General features: G+C 44.5%; 21 protein-coding genes and 1 riboswitch. Of the genes, 20 read left to right on the top strand and 1 reads right to left on the bottom strand.

The features are described 5' to 3' along the window. Nucleotides 1-5 precede the first annotated feature (5 nt). The 7 genes from F6X55_RS18880 to F6X55_RS18850 all read left to right on the top strand — a co-directional run bounded on the left by F6X55_RS18880 (nucleotide 6) and on the right by F6X55_RS18850 (nucleotide 6,164). Complete coding sequence (locus F6X55_RS18880; protein ID WP_026569548.1) at nucleotides 6-1,181, top strand: acetyl-CoA C-acetyltransferase; 1,176 nt, start codon at nucleotides 6-8, stop codon at nucleotides 1,179-1,181. A gap of 34 nt (nucleotides 1,182-1,215) precedes the next feature. Next, on the top strand, nucleotides 1,216-3,000 hold the full coding sequence (locus F6X55_RS18875) for an acyl-CoA dehydrogenase family protein (RefSeq protein ID WP_153465298.1): 1,785 nt from the start codon (nucleotides 1,216-1,218) through the stop codon (nucleotides 2,998-3,000). 936 nt (nucleotides 3,001-3,936) lie between these two features. Continuing rightward, a complete protein-coding gene (locus tag F6X55_RS18870) occupies nucleotides 3,937-4,293 on the top strand; it encodes an arsenate reductase family protein (RefSeq protein ID WP_026772365.1) in 357 nt (118 codons plus the stop codon). A 145-nt stretch (nucleotides 4,294-4,438) separates the two neighbouring features. Continuing rightward, nucleotides 4,439-4,822 carry a glycine cleavage system protein GcvH gene (gene gcvH / locus F6X55_RS18865; RefSeq protein ID WP_026569551.1) on the top strand — a complete coding sequence of 128 codons (384 nt, stop codon included), beginning with the start codon at nucleotides 4,439-4,441 and terminating at the stop codon, nucleotides 4,820-4,822. 187 nt (nucleotides 4,823-5,009) lie between these two features. Next, nucleotides 5,010-5,357, top strand: coding sequence for a toprim domain-containing protein (locus tag F6X55_RS18860; RefSeq protein WP_026569552.1), 348 nt, complete (start codon nucleotides 5,010-5,012; stop codon nucleotides 5,355-5,357). Nucleotides 5,358-5,401: 44 nt separating this feature from the next. After that, the gene (locus F6X55_RS18855) at nucleotides 5,402-5,704 is read left to right on the top strand and encodes a thioredoxin family protein (protein WP_026569553.1); all 303 of its coding nucleotides are present in this window, start codon (nucleotides 5,402-5,404) and stop codon (nucleotides 5,702-5,704) included. A gap of 133 nt (nucleotides 5,705-5,837) precedes the next feature. Then, nucleotides 5,838-6,164, top strand: coding sequence for a hypothetical protein (locus tag F6X55_RS18850; RefSeq protein ID WP_026772366.1), 327 nt, complete (start codon nucleotides 5,838-5,840; stop codon nucleotides 6,162-6,164). Here the strand turns inward: F6X55_RS18850 and F6X55_RS18845 are convergent. Further along, entirely contained in the window at nucleotides 6,161-6,577 is a 417-nt protein-coding gene (locus F6X55_RS18845) for a TlpA family protein disulfide reductase (protein WP_026772367.1), read from the bottom strand. The two genes, F6X55_RS18850 and F6X55_RS18845, sit on opposite strands and share 4 nt — an antisense overlap. Before the next feature lie 168 nt (nucleotides 6,578-6,745). Beyond that, nucleotides 6,746-6,861, top strand: a riboswitch (SAM riboswitch). Nucleotides 6,862-6,978: 117 nt separating this feature from the next. On the opposite strand from F6X55_RS18845, the gene F6X55_RS18840 reads away from it, so the two are divergent. From F6X55_RS18840 to F6X55_RS18780, 13 genes are all read left to right on the top strand, one after another. Then, nucleotides 6,979-8,004 carry a methionine ABC transporter ATP-binding protein gene (locus F6X55_RS18840; protein WP_026772368.1) on the top strand — a complete coding sequence of 342 codons (1,026 nt, stop codon included), beginning with the start codon at nucleotides 6,979-6,981 and terminating at the stop codon, nucleotides 8,002-8,004. Further along, nucleotides 7,994-8,662 carry a methionine ABC transporter permease gene (locus tag F6X55_RS18835; RefSeq protein WP_026569557.1) on the top strand — a complete coding sequence of 223 codons (669 nt, stop codon included), beginning with the start codon at nucleotides 7,994-7,996 and terminating at the stop codon, nucleotides 8,660-8,662. Before F6X55_RS18840 ends, F6X55_RS18835 begins: the two co-directional genes overlap by 11 nt. A 140-nt stretch (nucleotides 8,663-8,802) precedes the next feature. Next, complete coding sequence (locus tag F6X55_RS18830; protein ID WP_026569558.1) at nucleotides 8,803-9,663, top strand: MetQ/NlpA family ABC transporter substrate-binding protein; 861 nt, start codon at nucleotides 8,803-8,805, stop codon at nucleotides 9,661-9,663. 230 nt (nucleotides 9,664-9,893) lie between these two features. After that, nucleotides 9,894-10,046, top strand: a complete 153-nt coding sequence (locus F6X55_RS20465) for a YuzK family famiily protein (protein WP_474103981.1) — start codon at nucleotides 9,894-9,896, stop codon at nucleotides 10,044-10,046. 254 nt (nucleotides 10,047-10,300) lie between these two features. Further along, nucleotides 10,301-11,086 (top strand): Fe-S cluster assembly ATPase SufC, encoded by a 786-nt coding sequence (gene sufC / locus F6X55_RS18820; RefSeq protein ID WP_026569559.1) that lies wholly within the window; start codon nucleotides 10,301-10,303, stop codon nucleotides 11,084-11,086. A gap of 17 nt (nucleotides 11,087-11,103) precedes the next feature. Continuing rightward, nucleotides 11,104-12,411 carry a Fe-S cluster assembly protein SufD gene (gene sufD, locus F6X55_RS18815; RefSeq protein WP_026569560.1) on the top strand — a complete coding sequence of 436 codons (1,308 nt, stop codon included), beginning with the start codon at nucleotides 11,104-11,106 and terminating at the stop codon, nucleotides 12,409-12,411. Next, on the top strand, nucleotides 12,411-13,631 hold the full coding sequence (locus F6X55_RS18810; protein ID WP_153465294.1) for a cysteine desulfurase: 1,221 nt from the start codon (nucleotides 12,411-12,413) through the stop codon (nucleotides 13,629-13,631). Before sufD ends, F6X55_RS18810 begins: the two co-directional genes overlap by 1 nt. Beyond that, on the top strand, nucleotides 13,621-14,058 hold the full coding sequence (gene sufU, locus F6X55_RS18805) for a Fe-S cluster assembly sulfur transfer protein SufU (RefSeq protein ID WP_153465292.1): 438 nt from the start codon (nucleotides 13,621-13,623) through the stop codon (nucleotides 14,056-14,058). The genes F6X55_RS18810 and sufU overlap by 11 nt, the downstream gene beginning before the upstream one ends. A gap of 43 nt (nucleotides 14,059-14,101) precedes the next feature. After that, the gene (sufB, locus tag F6X55_RS18800; protein ID WP_026569563.1) at nucleotides 14,102-15,499 is read left to right on the top strand and encodes a Fe-S cluster assembly protein SufB; all 1,398 of its coding nucleotides are present in this window, start codon (nucleotides 14,102-14,104) and stop codon (nucleotides 15,497-15,499) included. 270 nt (nucleotides 15,500-15,769) lie between these two features. Further along, on the top strand, nucleotides 15,770-16,591 hold the full coding sequence (locus tag F6X55_RS18795; protein ID WP_026569564.1) for a sulfite exporter TauE/SafE family protein: 822 nt from the start codon (nucleotides 15,770-15,772) through the stop codon (nucleotides 16,589-16,591). A gap of 11 nt (nucleotides 16,592-16,602) precedes the next feature. After that, entirely contained in the window at nucleotides 16,603-18,003 is a 1,401-nt protein-coding gene (locus F6X55_RS18790) for a bifunctional metallophosphatase/5'-nucleotidase (RefSeq protein WP_153465290.1), read from the top strand. Nucleotides 18,004-18,055: 52 nt separating this feature from the next. Then, nucleotides 18,056-18,379 (top strand): YunC family protein, encoded by a 324-nt coding sequence (locus F6X55_RS18785; protein ID WP_026569566.1) that lies wholly within the window; start codon nucleotides 18,056-18,058, stop codon nucleotides 18,377-18,379. A 126-nt stretch (nucleotides 18,380-18,505) separates the two neighbouring features. Next, on the top strand, nucleotides 18,506-19,606 hold the full coding sequence (locus F6X55_RS18780; RefSeq protein WP_026569567.1) for an HD-GYP domain-containing protein: 1,101 nt from the start codon (nucleotides 18,506-18,508) through the stop codon (nucleotides 19,604-19,606). Nucleotides 19,607-19,609 lie beyond the last annotated feature (3 nt).

Raw genomic sequence — 19,609 nt, 5'->3', positions numbered from 1 at the left:
GTGCTGTGAAGGAAGCAGTGATTGTTTCTGGCTCGAGAACACCGGTCGGAAAGGCTAAAAAAGGTGCTTTAGCCAATGTCCGTCCCGATGATCTTGCAGCTTTGACTATCAAAGAAACGTTGAAGAGGGCTGACGGATATCAAGGCAATATCGATGATGTGATTATCGGCTGTGCAATGCCGGAAGCTGAACAGGGCATGAATATGGCCCGTAACATCGCCGGACTGGCAGGATTGCCATTGGATGTCCCCGGCATAACAGTCAATCGCTATTGTTCGTCCGGCCTGCAAAGCATCGCTTATGCAGCAGAACGAATCATGCTGGGACATAGCGATGCTATCATCGCTGGCGGGGCCGAATCAATGAGTTTGATACCAATGGGCGGCCATGTCATCAAACCTAATTTGGAGCTGGTGAAAAATGCACCAGGCTATTATATGGCAATGGGTCATACTGCTGAAGAAGTGGCCCGAAGGTTCGATATATCCCGTGAGGATCAGGATGCATTTGCGGCCAACAGCCATCGAAAAGCAGCCAATGCTCTGAAAGAGGGTAAGTTTGATGACGAAGTAGTTCCGGTAGAAGTTACCGCAAGGCAAATCGGTCAGGATAACAAAGTTGAAGAAAAAACATTCCTGTTCAGTAAAGACGAAGGGGTCCGCGCCGCTACGACAGAAGCAGTGCTGGCCAAATTGAAGCCAGCATTTGCGCTGAAAGGAACTGTAACAGCCGGCAATTCTTCACAAATGAGCGATGGCGCTGCTTCCGTGTTGGTGATGGACAGGGAAAAAGCGGAAGCAGAGGGACTGAAGCCGCTGGTTAAATTCCGTTCGTTCGCATTAGCGGGAGTGGAACCGGAAATCATGGGAGTCGGTCCGATAAAGGCCATCCCGAAAGCCTTGAAGTTAGCTGGTTTGGATCTCTCTGATATTGGATTGTTTGAATTAAACGAAGCGTTTGCTTCCCAGTCGTTGCGTGTCATTCGGGCTCTGGAACTGGATGAGGATAAAGTCAATGTGAACGGAGGCGCTATCGCACTCGGGCATCCACTTGGCTGCACTGGTACAAAGTTGACGCTCAGCCTCATTCATGAAATGAAACGCCGGAATGAACAGTTCGGTGTCGTCACCATGTGTATTGGAGGAGGAATGGGAGCTGCAGGTGTATTCGAACTAGTTTAGTATTTTCTACTATTAAGAAAAAGGGGCGAAAAACATGAGTGAAACCAAAGAAAAAATGTTTAAAGGCGGCGCATTCATCATAGAAGATTTAGAGCCGGAAGATATTATTACTCCGGAAGACTTCACGGATGAGCATCATATGATTGCCAAGACAACTGAAGACTTTGTTGCAGGGGAAGTCGTTCCGAAAATCGATAAGCTGGAAAACCATGAATTTGAACATTCTGTGCAACTTTTGAAACAGGCTGGAGAACTTGGGCTTCTGGGAGTCGATGTTCCAGAAGAGTATGGCGGATTGGGATTGGACAAAATCAGTTCTTCCCTGATTACTGAAAAGTTCTCGAAAGCCGGCGGATTCTCGGTAACACACGGAGCACACGTCGGAATTGGGTCCCTTCCAATCGTCTTTTTCGGAAATGAAGCGCAAAAACAAAAGTATCTGCCACTTTTGGCAACAGGTGAAAAACTCGCCGCATATGCATTGACGGAGCCAGGTTCCGGTTCGGACGCCCTAGGAGCCAAAACAACAGCAAAACTAAATGAAGCTGGCACCCATTATTTGCTGAATGGAGAAAAACAATGGATCACCAACTCGGCTTTTGCTGACATTTTCATTGTGTATGCCAAAGTTGATGGAGAGAAATTTACAGCCTTTATTGTGGAAAGAGAATTTCCGGGTGTTTCGACAGGCGCTGAAGAGAAGAAAATGGGAATCAAAAGCTCCTCCACGAGGACGGTCATTCTCGAAGATGCCGAGGTTCCGGTAGAAAACGTACTCGGTGAAATCGGCCGGGGTCATGTAATCGCGTTTAACATTTTGAATGTCGGGCGTTATAAATTGGCCATTGGCGGTGTTGGCGGTTCAAAAATCGGTATCGAGTTGTCTGCCAAGTATGCCAATGAACGCAAACAATTCAATACCCCAATTTCCCGCTTTTCTTTGATACAGGAAAAACTGGCTACCATGGCCGCTAAAACATATGCCAACGAGAGTGCGGTGTATCGTACAGTCGGTTTGTTCGAACAGCGGATGAGCAATCTGAGCAACGAGGAACTCAATGATGGCAAGGCCGTTGCAGCGGCTATTGCGGAGTACCAGGTGGAATGCTCATTGAATAAAGTCTCTGCGACAGAACTGATGGACTTTGTAGCGGATGAAGCGGTCCAAATCCATGGCGGTTATGGCTTCATGCAGGAATACGAAGTGGAGCGGATGTACCGGGACTCTCGTATCCAGCGAATTTTCGAGGGGACAAATGAAATCAATAGGCTGCTAGTTCCTGGTTCTCTTCTGAAAAAAGCAATGAAAGGTGAACTGCCATTGCTGCAAAAGGCCCAGGCGCTGCAGGAAGAATTGATGATGCTGATGCCGGAAGAAGTGGGTTCGGAGCCACTGGAACAGGAAAAATATCTGTTGAAAAACGCGAAAAAAATCGGCTTGCTGGCCGCTGGGCTAGCAGCACAGAAATATGGGAATAAACTGGAACAAGAGCAGGAAATCCTTGCTAATATAGCTGACATAGTCAATGAGGTTTATAACATGGAAGCGGCCGTCTTGCGTACAGAAAAAGCAATCAACAAATCTGGATTGGAAGCGAGCTCGCTTAAGCTTCTTTATACCCAGGTATATGTACAGGAAGCGTTCAATCGAGTAGAAGCTAATGCTAAGGAAACATTGATTGCAAGCGAAGAGGGGGACACATTGAGAATGATGCTGTCCGCGATGCGTAAGCTGACAAGACATGATCCGACCAATGTCATTGCCAAGAAGCGGGAAATCGCCAAGCGGATAATTGAAGAAGAAAAATATGTCGTCTGATCATTAATCTTATTTAAAGGGCCGCCTCAGTCAAATTGACTGAAGCGGCCTTTTTACATGGGACCCGCATTGCGTATCGATTCGTAAAGCAAAGGTACAGCTAACAGAAGGTTGTTTAAAAGAAAGTTTCGTCATAAAAATTATAGACTGCGCAGTAACTGTAATGGGAAGTTCCATTGCTTATTCAAAAAGCGAATTACCCACCGCTTCGGTAGCATACTTCGCTTTCCGCGGGCACGGCTTCAGCTAACTTGGTAAAGAAAAGCCCTTTACCAAGTGGATCTTCAGCTCGCGCTGTTCCCGCTGGAGTCTGCGTATGCTACCTACGCTAAGAAGCATGCTGCTTGTCGTAAGTATAGAGAATTTTTTTTTTGAGACCCAACAAGCCATCTTAAAAACGGTTGTCAGAAAACATGTACTTCTTTTCATAAAAAGAAAGATGGAATTCTGTATTTGCTCCTTCTCTTGAACTTCTTCCTTGTTTTCCCAGCTATGTCCTTTGATGATACGGTGCATGGAGTATTATGAATAAAAAAATTCGAGTACACGCGTTTCTAAACAGAAAGCTGTTTCTAGCGAAGAAAATACCCGGAGACTCCAGCGGGAGGAAAGGCCTCGGGGAGATCCCGCAGAGCGTCAGCTCGAGGAAGCTCACCAGCCGCCCGCGGAAAGCGCAGGGTATTTTCGCAGCGTCGAACTCCCACTCAACGAATGGAAGAAGTCAGGAAGACAACTTCAAACTATGTCGCAGTTTCTATCTGCAACGACGGTTATTCAGTAACGAAGCGAAACAAATTAAGTAAATTTTCTCATGGAATTTATCAGCTTGCTTTTCTCTCCAGTGCAGACTGCTGACATATATGCTTGTTGGCAGTTTTGCATGAAATATATAAGCAAGTTATGATAATATAGGAAGAAATTAAAGGGGGTGCTGCCATGTCACTGAAATTTTACTGGTATCCAAACTGTGGTACTTGCAAAAACGCGAAAAAATGGCTGGACGACAACAAAGTCGATTATCAGGAAATACATATTGTGGAAGAAACGCCGTCCAAAAATGATTTGAAAAGCCTCGTGGAAAAAAGCGGACAGCCTGTGAAGAAATTTTTCAATACAAGTGGAAAAAAGTATCGAGAATTGGGCTTGAAGGATAAATTGAAAGAAGCAGATGAAAATCAGATGCTGGAATGGCTGGCTTCGGACGGAATGTTGATAAAGCGGCCGATTTTAGAATCCGAAGAGAAAGCAACAGTCGGTTTTAAACCGGAAGTCTATGAAGAAAACTGGAAATGACGAATTGAAGCAAACCACTGGAATTTGCCTTGGGGAGCTACTATATTAGATGAAGGATGTTCGCTGTTTGGAGGAAACTTGGAACAGGACAGTTGGACAAGTTAAGACAAATAAAAGCAGATAAGGAAAGTGGAGGTTTTATACGATGAGTTTACCAAAGGAATTACGTTACTCTGAAGAACATGAATGGGTCAAAGTGGAAGGGGAGAAAGTCCGGATCGGAATCACAGACCACGCCCAATCCGAATTGGGAGATATTGTTTTTGTCGAACTTCCGGAAGTCGGAGATACTATTGAAGCGGACGAGCCGTTTGGCAGTGTCGAATCCGTGAAGACGGTATCTGAGTTGTATGCTCCAATCAATGGTAAAGTAGTGGAAGTAAACGAAGATCTCGATGATAGTCCTGAATTTGTCAATGAATCTCCATATGAAAAAGCGTGGATGATCGTCGTGGAAACAGAAGATCTTTCGCAAGTCGATGAACTGATGAGTGCTGACCAATATCAGGAAATGATCGACGAAGAGTAAGCTTCTTCCGTATTCCGCGTCCATCTTTTTTATGTCATTGTCTATGCCATGCATCAAAAAAGAAATAATCAATACAATGATTATAGAGAGCGAACGCAATCCCTTGTTACCGTTAATGTGACAGGGGATTATTGTTAAGCAGGATGGCCGCGTTTTAAACTTATCGATTAAAAAGCAGGTGAACGCTATGAATGATGCTGACAAAGTGATTATTGTGGAGGGGCGGACCGACAAGGTACAGATTCAGAAAGTGATTGATGAAAAAATAGAAATCATTTGCACCAATGGTACTTTGGGAGTCGAAAGGCTGGAAGAGCTGTTGATAGAATATGATCTGGATAATAAGGACGTCTTTATACTGGTGGATGAGGACAATGCAGGACATAAACTGCGAAAGCAATTGTCCTTCGAACTCCCTCATGCCGAACATATCTATGTAGATAAAACCTTCAGGGAAGTGGCGGCTACTCCAGAAGCGGAATTAGCAGCAGCTCTATTGAGCAGAAGCATAGCAGTGAATCCACTTTATCTATAGAGGTGGCGGATAAGTTATATTCAAAAGGAAAAGGGATGGAATTTATGTTGGCAATTTCGGATGAACACGCACTCAAAGACTTTTCAAAAGGGTTTGTGTTTATTCATACGCCTTTCTGCGGCACATGTAAAATGGCGGAGAAAATGCTGTTGGTATTAGAACAAATCGAAGAGGCATCACTTTTCCATGAAATGAATGCCTCTCTTTTTCCGGGCTTCATGCAATCATTTCACATAGAAAGCGTTCCCTGTCTGTTAATAGTGGAAAATGGCCGGGTGCAGGAAAAAATATACGCATTTCATTCGTTAATGCATATTCAGGAGAAGATACAGAAATACAGAAACTAAAAAGGAAGGAATATTTCCCGAGAAATACTCCTTCCTTTTTTGCTTATGTCTTTTGGAAGACTCCATCTGCTTTTCTTTTTTGCAGGAAATACATGCTGGATGGCGAACTACTGTTAACAGGGAGGCGGTAGTCTTGTCAGAACAACTTTTGGCAGAATGGAAACGGCGTTTGGAAGATCGTGAAGATTTGTTGTATTTATATGAACAAAAGCACTTGGACATCAAAGTGGATGTAGGTGAATTCTCGGCTTGGGTTAAATTTCGTTCAGGAATTGTGGAACTCCATGCCGATTCACAATTCCCGTCTGCTGCCCCTTTAAAGGTGAAGGTGAACAATGACATAGCAGAACAACTTTTTAACGGGGAGCGGAAGCTGACAGCTTTCCCTGCAGGGCTTGCCTCCTGGACAGGGAGGTACAGGGACTGCCTGCTTTTTGAAACATTGCTGTACCTGCCTTAAACGAGTTGCCTGCCCAATGCTTGGACAATAGATAAAAAAGGTGCTTTGTCGCCAAACTGAGCCGCTATATCACCCTGCTTGTCAATAATGACAGTACTGGGAACCCCTTGACAGCGGTACATATCGTAAACGTTTGTCCCTTCGTCCGACAATGTCGGCTGTTGCAGAAACTTCTTATGGAATGCTTCTGCTTCATCCACCGAACGTTCTCTCCCAGTCACATTGATGGTCAACATTTTTATATCATTTTTGTTGATTGTTTTATATAACTGCTCTTTTTTGGGTAAGTCCGCTGCGCAGTCCGGGCACCAGGATGTCCAAAAGGTAAGCATGATCACCTTGCCAAGGTCCTTTTTCAGTTGATAGGTCTTTGGGGTACCCAGAATCGGAAGCTCGAAAACCGGGGCTTTCATCCAACCACTCCTTGCTTCTCAGTAAGTTTTTCTTGTTGTATATGCTAACATAACCAAAAATGGAAAACGATTATCGCACTTCAATTAATGAATTAGCTTGACACCTAACTGCGCCAATGCTAAAATCCTATTTAGCGCTTAAGGAACGACCTAATTAAATATTCTAATCTCTTATCAAGAGAGGTGGAGGGACTGGCCCTGTGAAGCCCGGCAACCGTTAACCAGTTTTTACTGGTTAAAATGGTGCCAATTCCTGCGAAGCAATAAGCTTTGGCAGATGAGAGAACATGAAAGTAGTCATACTGCGTCTTTCTGTTCTCTTGTGAACGGAAGGACGCTTTTTTAATACACACAAAAGAAGTATTAGGTAGTTCGGCAAGTATTGCTGAGGAGGAAGAAAGTTGATTTCAATTAAAGGCTTGAAAAAAGTTTATCCAGCCAAGCATCAGGATGTCCTCGCTGTCGATAACCTCAACCTGGAAGTAAGCAAAGGGGAAATTTTCGGGGTGATCGGATACAGTGGTGCTGGTAAAAGTACGTTCATCAGACTGCTTAATCGGCTGGAAGAACCGACTGAAGGACAAATTTATATTGATGGAAAAGAAATATCTGCAATGGGAAAGCAGCAGCTGCGTAAATCACGACAGGAAATAGGGATGATTTTTCAACATTTCAACCTGCTCTGGTCCCGTACCGTTCGTGACAACATTGCTTTTCCGCTGGAAATAGCGGGAATTCCCAAGGGGAAAAGGAGAGCCAGGGTCGAAGAGCTGATAGATTTAGTCGGGCTTAAAGGAAGAGAAGATGCCTATCCTTCGCAATTAAGCGGAGGGCAAAAACAACGGGTCGGCATTGCAAGGGCGTTGGCCAACAACCCAAAAGTGCTGTTGTGTGATGAAGCCACATCGGCGCTAGATCCGGATACGACGGATGCGATATTACGGCTGCTTGTCGATATCAATGAAAAATTGGGGTTGACCATCATTTTGATCACACATGAGATGCATGTCATCCGTAAGATTTGTCATCGGGTCGCTGTGATGGAGTCAGGAAGAGTAGCAGAGCAAGGCGATGTGCTGGATGTTTTCTTGCATCCCAAACAGCCTGTTACCAAGCGGTTCGTTGAACAAGTCATGGGAGACAGGGATCAAGAAGAATCGCTCCATTTATTGGAAAATTATCAAAGCGGGCAAGTTGTACGGCTTCATTTTGTGGGAGAAACAACCAATCAGGCGCTGATAAGCCAGGTGTCAAAGCGATTTGATGTGGCTGTCAATATCCTTCAGGGTAAAGTCACTCAAACACAAAAAGGGGCATATGGAACTTTGTTTGTCCATATGGACGGCTCTGCAGAAGAGATAGCCAGGGCGATTGCCTTTATCAAAACCACCTCGGTAGAAGTGGAGGTGGATCCAAATGCTGAGTGAACTTTTTCCAAACGTGAAAATGGAGGATATTTGGACAGCGATCGGTGAAACATTTTATATGACACTGATATCGGTGGCAGGGACGATTGTTTTAGGGGTCCTGTTGGGACTTTTATTATTTCTCACTGCCAGAGGTGGTTTGTGGCAAAATAAAATATTGAATTTTTTTGCTGCAGCGCTGGTGAATATCTTCCGGGCCATCCCATTTATCATTTTGATTTTATTGTTATTCCCATTCACTGATTTTCTTATAGGCACGATTCGTGGTCCGAAAGCGGCGTTGCCAGCTTTGATCATCGGTTCGGCACCGTTTTATGCAAGGTTGGTGGAAATCGGTCTGAAGGAAGTGGACAAAGGTGTAGTGGAGGCCGCCAAAGCGATGGGTGCAAAAACGCACACGATTATCTTCAAGGTTTTGCTTCCGGAATCGATGCCTGCTTTAGTATCCGGGATTACTGTAACAGCAATAGCATTGATTGGCTATACGGCTGTTGCCGGAGTGATCGGGGCCGGGGGTCTTGGAGATTTCGCCTATTTTTATGGCTTTCAACGTCGCGAATTTGACGTCGTGTTTATCTGCACCGTTTTAATAGTAGTAATTGTATTTATTTTTCAGTTTATCGGTGATTATATCGCCAATAAATTAGATAAAAGATAAGGCACTTTCCATCATACAGTTCCGTTGTCATGTTCCGTATATAGGGTGTAGTGACTTTATATGGAAAACGCAGGCATAAGGAAAGCAATACCGTATGCGAAAAGGGCCAAGTTTAAAACATGAAAAGGGGAAATGAGATCATGAAAAAGTATTTATTTTTGTTACTGACTGCTGCGGTTCTTGCAGTGTTGGCTGCTTGCGGCAGCTCGGATGAAGATAATTCGTCCGATGGAGGGACTTCTGGTGGAGGAGACGAATCAACAGAAATAAAAGTAGGGGCGTCAAGTACTCCTCACGCAGAAATTTTGGAAGAAGCAAAACCGTTGTTGGAAGAGCAAGGTGTTACTCTTACGATTTCTGAATATCAGGATTATGTCTTACCTAATCAGGACTTAGAGGATGGCGAAATTGATGCCAACTATTTTCAGCATAAACCATACTTGAAGGATCAAATTAATCAGTTCGGCTATGACTTTGTCAGTCTTGGAGGGGTTCATGTCGAGCCGATGGGAGTCTATTCCAAGAATATCTCCAGCATCGATGAGATACCAGATGGAACAGAAGTGATCATCAGCCGTTCTGTTGCCGACCATGGACGTATTCTCAGCTTGTTTGAAGCGAACGGTTTAATTAAATTGGATGAAAATGTCGACAAGGCAGCCGCTACGACGGATGATATAGTGGAAAATCCGAAAAATTTAACCTTTTCGCCGGACGTTGATGCTGCAACGCTTCCTGAAATGTATGAATCCGAAGAAGATGCCTTAGTGGCAATCAATACCAATTATGCGCTGGAGGCGGGCTTAGTACCGACAGAAGATGCCATTTTTGTGGAGGATGAAGATTCGCCTTATGTCAATCAGGTTGTAGTCCGTTCCGAAGATAAAGATAACGAAGCGCTTAATACATTGGTTGAAGTATTGCAATCTGAAGAGATTCAGAACTTCATCAGTGAAAACTATGATGGGGCGATTGTGCCGGCGGCTACTCCTGGAGACTGATTTTTTGGAAACAGCCGAAATCAGCAGAAATTCCTTACATTATTGAAGGTGGATGATTTAAGCCGCATATGATGGAACATAGCGGTGCAGAGAAGCATTTTCCTGTTTATTTCCTGTTTGGGAAGGGAAAAGAATCCGTGATACAATTTGTTTGTCAGAAAATATAACAATCCCGAAAGGAAGGATTCATTATCACAGACAGTGGTATAGGTCTGAATTATACCTCAGAGATGGAAAAAGCCATGCATCAAAACCATGGAATTGGTTATGCGGAGTATGAAAGAAAGCTTGACAAAAGACTCGAGGTCGAAAAAGAAAGAGAAGACAGCTATCGGCAGAGCCGCCGTGTTGTCGCTGAAGTTGAACGGCAAGTCCACCGCTGATACGGTGGTGGAAACAAATAGAAATTTCATGGTAAATCCCCTGCTGCTTGTTTTTGGCGGCAGGGGATTTATGTTACATTATAGATAGAGCGATGTGGATGATTAGGTATAGTAAATGGTTGGCAGGTACATTCTAATCGAAAATTTGAAAATGTTGATAATAGATTCGAAATGATATAAGATTGTAATGAGAATAAATTGAGAATGGGTGTAAATCCATTCTGCATTAATAAAGAGTAACTGGAGGTATTGTTATGGCAGGTTCAACATTGGAAATAAAGGATCTTCATGTATCGATTGAAGACCAGGAAATACTTAAGGGAGTTAATTTGACAATTAAGGGCGGCGAATTCCACGCTGTTATGGGTCCTAACGGAACTGGTAAATCAACGCTGGCATCCGCCATCATGGGGCATCCAAAATACGAAATCACGCAAGGATCTGTTCTTCTCGATGGAGAAGACGTACTGGAAATGGAAGTGGACGAACGCGCCAAAGCTGGTCTGTTTTTGGCAATGCAGTATCCTAGTGAAATCAGCGGTGTAACTAATTCTGATTTCCTCCGTTCTTCCATCAATGCGCGCCGTGAAGAAGGCGACGAAATTTCCTTGATGAAATTCATCAAAGAGATGGATGAAGCGATGGATTACTTGGAAATGGATAAAAACATGGCGCAACGTTATTTGAATGAAGGGTTTTCCGGCGGTGAGAAAAAACGTAATGAAATTCTTCAATTAATGATGATTAAACCGGAAATTGCCATTCTTGACGAAATCGACTCCGGACTTGATATCGACGCATTGAAGGTTGTTTCCAAAGGAATCAACAAACTTCGCGATGAGAACTTCGGCTGCCTGATCATCACGCACTATCAAAGACTGTTGAACTACATCACACCGGATAAAGTCCATGTCATGATGCAGGGCAGAGTGGTTAAATCCGGCGGTCCTGAGCTTGCACAGCGTTTGGAAGCAGAAGGATATGAGTGGATCAAAGAAGAACTAGGCATTGAAGATGAAACTGTAGGGCAAGAAGCGTAACAGGAAGGAGGGGTACCATGACTGTAGAAACAAAACTGCCATACGATCAAGAATATATCAGCCAGTTTTCACAAAAGCATAAAGAACCGGAATGGATGAAGTCATTGCGCCTTCAAGCATTGGAAAAAGCTGCTGCGCTTCCAATGCCCAAACCGGACAAAACGAATATCACGAATTGGAATTTCTCCAATTTCAAGCATGAAGCGGCTGGAGAACCGATTCAGTCTTTGGAAGATCTTCCTCAGGAAATAAAAGTGTTTCTTGATTTGGAAAACACGGAACAAAATCTTGTCATCCAGCGTAACCATTCGGTGGCATATGCTTCCCTGTCACCAAAGCTGAAAGAGCAAGGCGTCATCTTAACGGACATCTATACGGCCATGGCGGAACATGGGGAACTCGTCCAACGTTATTACATGAAAGACGCAGTAGGAGTAGACGAAAACCGCATGACTGCATTGCATGCTGCGTTGATGAACGGTGGTGTGTTTGTCTATGTGCCGAAAAATGTCACTGTTGAAGAACCACTGCAATCGATTTTTTGGCAGGAGGATGCCGAAGCGGCTTCATTCAATCACGTAATCGTCGTTGCCGAAGCGAACAGTTCCCTGACTTATGTGGAAAATTATATTTCACATAATCAAGAGGAAGAAGCTGTAGCCAATATCGTCACGGAAGTTATCGCCCATGACAATGCGAACGTTTCATTCGGTGCAGTTGATAACTTTGCACAGGGAACAACTGCATATGTAAACCGTCGTGGCGTTGCTTACCGCGATGCTGTAATCGAATGGGCGCTCGGACAAATGAATGACGGTAACACCGTTTCGGAAAATATCACTCATCTTATTGGGGATAATTCAGTTTCCAACGCCAAGACCGTTACTGTCGGACGTGGCAAACAATCACAAAATTTCACAGCGAAAATCGTCAATCATGGCCTTCAGTCGGATGGCTACATTCTGCAGCACGGGGTCATGAAAGACAGTGCTACGTCGGTGTTCAATGGAATCGGAAAAATAGAGCATGGTGCTTCCAAATCGAACGCTGAACAGGAATCCCGTGTATTGATGCTGAGCAAGGATGCACGCGGAGATGCCAATCCGATCCTTCTCATCGATGAAGATGACGTAACGGCCGGACACGCTGCTTCTGTAGGCCGTGTCGATCCGATCCAGCTATATTATTTAATGAGCCGTGGTATTTCCAAGCAGGAAGCAGAACGTCTGGTTATCCATGGTTTCCTTGCACCGGTGGTTACACAGATTCCGATCAAAGCGGTAAGAGAACAGTTGACAGAGGTAATTGAAAGGAAAGTATATTAATGGACGTCAAAGCCATTAGGGAACAGTTTCCGATTTTGAACCAGGAGATAAATGGACATCCATTGGTTTATCTGGATTCATCGGCGACTTCCCAAAAACCGGTTTCAGTAATCAAGGCAGTAGAGGATTACTATAAACAGGATAATTCCAATGTCCATCGCGGTGTCCATACACTGGGAACAAGGGCTACAGATAAATATGAAGGTGCCAGGGAAAAAGTGAAGAAATTCATTAATGCATCCAGTACCAAAGAGGTGATATTCACCCGTGGTACAACGACTTCCATCAATACTGTGGCATACAGTTATGCCCGGGCAAACCTGAAGGAAGGCGATGAAATTGTAGTGACGCCAATGGAGCATCACAGCAATATCATTCCATGGCAGCAGGCGGCCAAAGCCACGGGGGCTACCTTGAAATATTTGCCCTTGCGACCGGATGGTACAATAGAGATGGAGGACGTAAAGGATACGATTACGGACAGAACTAAAGTGGTTGCTGTCATGCATGTATCCAATGTCCTGGGAACCATCAATCCTATCAAGGAGATAACAGCTGTCGCTCATCAGCACGGCGCTGTGATGATGGTGGATGGTGCCCAGAGTGTCCCGCACATGCAAGTGGACGTTCAGGATTTGGACTGTGATTTCTATGCTTTTTCCGGCCATAAGATGTGCGGCCCCACCGGCATCGGCGTTTTATATGGAAAGAGAGAACTGCTTGAGAACATGGAACCAGTAGAGTTCGGCGGTGAAATGATTGACTTTGTCAATCTGTATGATTCCACCTGGAAAGAACTGCCCTGGAAGTTTGAAGGCGGCACACCGATTATCGCAGGGGCAATCGGTCTCGGAGCGGCTATCGACTTCCTGACGGACATCGGCATGGAAAACATTCATGAGCATGAAGACCAATTGATTGCTTATGCAATGGACCGTATGAAGGCGCTGGACGAATTGGAGATTTACGGACCGGAGCAACGCGCAGCGTTGATCACCTTCAATCTTACGGATGTCCACCCGCATGACACGGCGACCGTTTTAGATGCAGAAGGAATTGCAGTAAGAGCGGGGCATCACTGCGCACAGCCGCTGATGAAGTGGCTGGAAGTGACAGCTACCGCAAGAGCCAGCTTTTATTTATACAATACTCCAGAAGACGTCGATCGTCTTGTGGAAGGACTAAACAAAACGAAGGAGTATTTTGGAGATGTCTTTTGATAATCTCGATACGTTATATAGGCAGGTCATCATGGATCACTATAAAAACCCCCGCAATCGTGGAACATTGGCGGACGATGCTATGACAATCGACATGAACAATCCGACGTGCGGGGACAGGATTCAAATTCATCTCCAGGTGGATGACGGTATCGTCGAAGATGCTAAGTTTGAAGGGGAAGGATGTTCGATCAGTCTTTCATCCGCATCCATGATGACGCAGGCTATAAAAGGCAAGAAAGTAGACGACGCTTTGAAGATGTCCAAAATTTTCTCGGATATGATGTTAGGCAAAGAAGTGGAAGAAGATGATATAGATTTAGGTGATATCGAAGCTTTGCAGGGTGTTTCTAAGTTTCCTGCCCGGATCAAGTGTGCCACACTGGCGTGGAAAGCGATGGAAAAGGGCGTAGGCGAAGAGCAATAGAAACAACTTATGGAAGATAATTACCTAATAGGAGGTTTTCGACATGGCGAAAAAAGCGCCCGAAATTGAAGATTATAAATATGGGTTCCATGACAAGGATATTTCGATTTTCCGTACGGAAAGAGGCCTGACAAAACGGGTTGTTGAAGAAATTTCCCGTCAAAAAGACGAACCGCAATGGATGCTCGACTTCAGACTGAAAGCTCTCGAGCAATTTTATAAAAAGCCAATGCCTCAGTGGGGCGGCGATTTATCCGAGTTGGATTTCGATGAGATCACGTATTACGTCAAGCCTTCTGAGAAATCCGAACGTTCCTGGGATGAAGTTCCAGAAGAAATCAAAAATACTTTTGATAAATTGGGGATTCCGGAAGCAGAACAGAAGTATCTCGCAGGTGTTTCTGCCCAGTATGAATCAGAAGTTGTTTACCATAGTCTCCAGGAAGACTTGGAAGAAATGGGTATCGTCTTTAAAGACACCGATACCGCATTAAAAGAAAACGAGGACTTGTTCAAGGAGTATTTCGGTAAAGTTATTCCGCCTTCTGACAACAAGTTTGCGGCACTTAACTCTGCCGTGTGGTCCGGTGGTTCCTTTATTTATGTGCCGAAAGGTGTAAAAACGGACACACCGCTTCAGGCATATTTCCGGATCAACTCAGAAAACATGGGTCAATTCGAAAGAACGTTGATCATTGTAGACGAGGGCGCATCCGTCCACTACGTAGAGGGATGTACAGCGCCTGTATATACAACGAATTCCCTGCATAGTGCAGTCGTTGAAATCTTTGTTAAAAAAGATGCTTACTGCCGTTACACTACCATTCAAAACTGGGCAAACAATGTTTACAACCTGGTTACGAAGCGTTCGATTTGTGACGAAAATGCTACCATGGAATGGATTGACGGAAACCTTGGTTCGAAGCTGACGATGAAATATCCGGCAGTCATCCTGAAAGGGCAAGGAGCCCGTGGCATGACCTTGTCTATCGCATTGGCAGGGAAAGGTCAGCATCAGGATGCAGGGGCTAAAATGCATCACCTTGCTCCTAACACATCTTCCACCATTGTTTCGAAATCGATATCCAAGCATGGCGGTAAAGTAACTTATCGCGGTATCGTTCAATTCGGACGTAAAGCAGAAGGCGCCCGGGCCAATATCGAATGTGATACGTTGATTATGGACAACAAATCAACTTCCGATACCATCCCGTACAACGAGATTTTGAATGAAAATATTTCGTTGGAGCATGAGGCGAAAGTTTCCAAAGTATCAGAAGAACAATTATTCTATCTGATGAGTCGTGGTATCTCTGAAGAAGAAGCGACAGAAATGATCGTCATGGGCTTCATCGAGCCATTTACGAAAGAACTGCCAATGGAATATGCAGTTGAAATGAACCGCCTGATCAAGTTCGAAATGGAAGGTTCTATTGGATAATTGAATAATTTAATGTAATAATAAAAGGGCCCTGGAATAGGGCCCTTTTTTCATAGAAATACATGACGGGTAAAGGATTTTATGATCGATTGATTCTTTGTCCTCGAAATTTCTATAAGGGCCATCCCTTCCATTTACCCCTTTTACAGAAGAGTGACATCGGGTAAACATAAGGGTATAGCAAACCGGAATTGGACTAGTTCCTTGCAACGGTCCGGTATTCTGCCGGATTATCATACATAACTTTAACAGATAGAAGGGAATCAGACTGTGGTTTACGTTTTAAGTGTTTTAATCGGTTTTTTAACAGCTTTTGTCGGGAGTATCGCTGGTTTGGGAGGAGGGATCATTCTTGTTCCGAGCTTGTTGCTGCTCAGTCAGCTGCTAGATAGTTTCAGTTGGGCGGCACCGCAAAATATTGTCGGCATTTCGTTGCTGGTGATGGTTTTTACCGGACTATCTTCCAGCATATCCTATATGAAGAAAGGCAGAGTCGATTATCGCAGCGGCAGGATTTTCTTATCCGGCGCGATTCCAGGCGGCATTCTTGGCTCATGGCTCAATCAGTTTGTTTCGGAGGACGCTTTTTCCTTATACTTGGGAATATTGATGCTGTTATTATCAGCTATGTTTTTTATCAAAAAGAAAGAACCTATCGTGAGTCAGCCGGTCCACAGCAAGGGTATAGTCAGAACCGTCCTCATCGATGGGGAAAAGTTTTCTTATACGTATTCGATGGCTGCTGCAGTATCCATCGCTTTTGCTGTTGGTGTGTTGTCAGGAATGTTTGGAATCGGAGGCGGATCCTTGATCGTTCCGGCAATGATTCTTCTATTCGGTTTCCCGCCGCATATCGCCACGGCTACTTCGATGTTCATGATTTTGTTTTTAAGCTTGATTAGTTCTTCGACTCATATTGTGTTGGGGCATGTACCTTGGCAGTATGTGTGGCTGTTCATTCCTGGTGCCTGGATTGGCGGCACACTTGGTGCAAAGGTCAATCAGTTGCTTAAAGGGAAAACGGTGGAATGGATACTCAGGATATTGTTGGTGGTAATCGGTTTTCGATTAATTTTACAAGGTATTGGATAGGAGACTTTAAGATGGAAGAGAAGATTTTCCTTTATTATACAAATGACTTACACAGTCACTTTGAGAACTTGCCGCAAATCATTGGCCACTTCAATGAGGAAAAAGAAGCGAGAGAACGTAACGGCCAGTCATACTGGATGATTGATATCGGCGATCATGTCGATCGCTCCCATCCAATCGCAGAAGCAATGAAGGGAAAAGCCAATGTGCAGTTATTGAACGATGCAGGTTATCAGTTCGCCACCTTGGGAAACAACGAAGGGATCACGCTCGATCATGATGATTTATTCCATCTATATGATCAGGCCGACTTTCAATTATTGTGTGCAAATCTTATCAGTCTGGATGGACTGCAGCCGGACTGGTTGAAGCCAATCTCCTATGTCACTACGGAAACGGGCGTACGGATCGGCTTTATTGGACTGACTGCACCGTTCAATGATTTCTATCATTTACTGGGATGGAGTGTCGCCAATCCTTTTTCCGTCATCGAAGAGTATCTTCCTCAGCTGGAAAAACAAGCAGACATCATTGTGCTTCTTTCCCATCTGGGTATCACTGATGATGAGGAAATAGCCAGGCGTTACCCGCAAATCGATGTCATTATCGGAGGACATACTCATCACCTATTCCGTGATGGAGAGTATATAAATGAAACATTGCTTACTGCGGCAGGTAAACATGGTAAGTATGTAGGAGAAGTGATTTTGACGTGGAATCATGTACAGCGGAAACTGATTCGAAAAGAAGCTTACGCGAGCAGTACAGAATATTTTCCAAAGGATGAAGAGACGGAGCAAAAACTGATGGCATATCAAGATCAGGCGAATGACTTACTCGGGGAAACAGTGACGACTTTGGAAAAACCACTGGAATTTGGCTGGTTCAAAGAAACCTTTATCATGAAACAGCTAGTCGAGACGTTGAAGGAGTGGACGGGGGCAGACTGTGCCATGTTGAATGCCGGACTTCTGCTGGATAGATTTGAGCAAGGGGATGTGACCTACGGGGATATTCACCGGATTTGCCCTCATCCAATCAATCCTTGTCTCGTCACGTTGCAAGGAGATGAATTGCTGGAAGTTATAAGGGCTTCTTTCACCAAGCAGTTTACGGAATTGAAATTGCAAGGTTTCGGTTTTCGCGGTGAAATAATCGGCCGAATGGTCTTTGGCGGTGCAATCGTGAAAACGAGCAAGCTGGCAGATGGCCAAGAACGGGTCGATTATGTAGAAGTAAACGGCAAGCCTCTGGATGTGGATGAACAGTACAAAGTGGCAACCGCCGATACGTTTACCTTCGGACGGTTGCTTCCGGAAATCGCAAGAGCGGAGAACAAGCAGTTTTTCATGCCTGAATTTTTGCGTGACTTATTGGCCGATACGTTAAGGAAAAAAGTAGCTTCTGAATGACACATATGCTCCTGATATCCATATAGTATGGTGAAGGGAGTGTGGCCATCTTATGATTTCCATCAAGCCTGTGTTTATCGAGGATATTCCTTTTACGGCAATCCGCGTGGAATTGCCAAAGACCAATCTGTTGATTGTTTCGAATGATACCGGGTATATTATGTGCGGCGCTCTTGACGTCGACTTGTTAAGCGAGAAGCTGGCAGACCGAAAAGTGATAGCTGCCCGGGCTGTAGGGGTCAAAACAATTGAACAATTGCTTGAAGCTCCACTGGAGAAAGTGACGAATGCTTCCAGGGAAAAAGGCTGGCAGGAAGGAATGACAGGAAAAGAAGCTCTGTTGAAAATCGCAGAGCTGGATGAAAGAAAAAAATAGACAAATTCCTACAAATTTAGTTTGATTTCTCCTATAAATCCTCTATACTCGATATAGAGGATTTTCTTGTTGTCTATACAAGGGAATCAACTGTTTCATTCTAAATGGTGCGGTTAGGAGATAGATATGAGAATTGCAGCAACCAAGTCAATTGAACCCGGAACAAAGCTTGCTAAAGCAGTATATAACGAAAACGGACAAATATTGCTTCAAGAAGATGTCAGTCTTACACAACGGATGTTGAAAAGACTGCTGAAATATAACATTACATACGTACACATAAAAGATTCGTTGACGGAGGATATCGACATTTCACCTCCGATTCCCGAAAAGCTGCGAATGGAAGCCTATCAAACGATCAAGCATTCTTTTTCAGCTATTCAAAGCCAGGGTCTCGGAGAAAACTCGTTTGTATTCGAGAAAGCGGGCAATGAAATGACGGATATGGTTGGAAGTCTCTTGGATGAGATTCAACATGCGGACCAGGTCATTTCCATCTTGTCGGATGTATTCCTGACCGATAACTATGTGTTTTCCCATTCACTTAATGTGACAATATATTCCCTGGCTTTGGCTACAGAGCTTGGAATGCCGCGTTCGAAAATGGAGGAAATAGGTCTTGGGGCAATGCTTCATGATGTGGGCAAGATGTTCATTCCGCAGGAAATCTTGCAAAAGCAAGGAAAGCTTTCTGACACCGAGTTTGAAATCATTAAAGGGCACACGGATATCGGCTTCGAATTCCTGCGAAATAATCAGAACATCCCATTGCTCGCAGCTCACTGTGCCTTCCAACATCATGAACGATTGAACGGAACGGGATACCCCCGCGGGCTTACGGAAAGTGACATCCATCCGCATGCCAAATTGATCGGCATAGCGGACGTATTCGATGCCATTACCAGCAACAGGGTGTATCGTGAAGCTATGCTTCCACATGAAGGGCTGGAAGTCCTATATGCTGGAGCCGGAGACCTGTTCGATCGAGAACTGGTGGAGGCCTTTCGCCGGACTATCGCAGTTTATCCAACAGGATTGATGGTCGAACTCAGCGATGGAAGAGCCGGAATCGTTGCAAAACAAAACCAACAGCTTTGTGAACGGCCGGTGATCCGTATCCTGGAGGAAGACGGCAACGCAGTAACGGTTCCATATGAGATCGATCTTGCTGAACATTTGAACCTGATGGTAACCTCTTGTTTTGCAGCGGATTTGGCAAAAAGTTAATGC

The sequence above is a fragment of the Sediminibacillus terrae genome (assembly GCF_009602435.1).
Classification (GTDB): domain Bacteria; phylum Bacillota; class Bacilli; order Bacillales; family Amphibacillaceae; genus Sediminibacillus; species Sediminibacillus terrae.
This window is presented reverse-complemented; position numbering and strand designations above follow the sequence as displayed.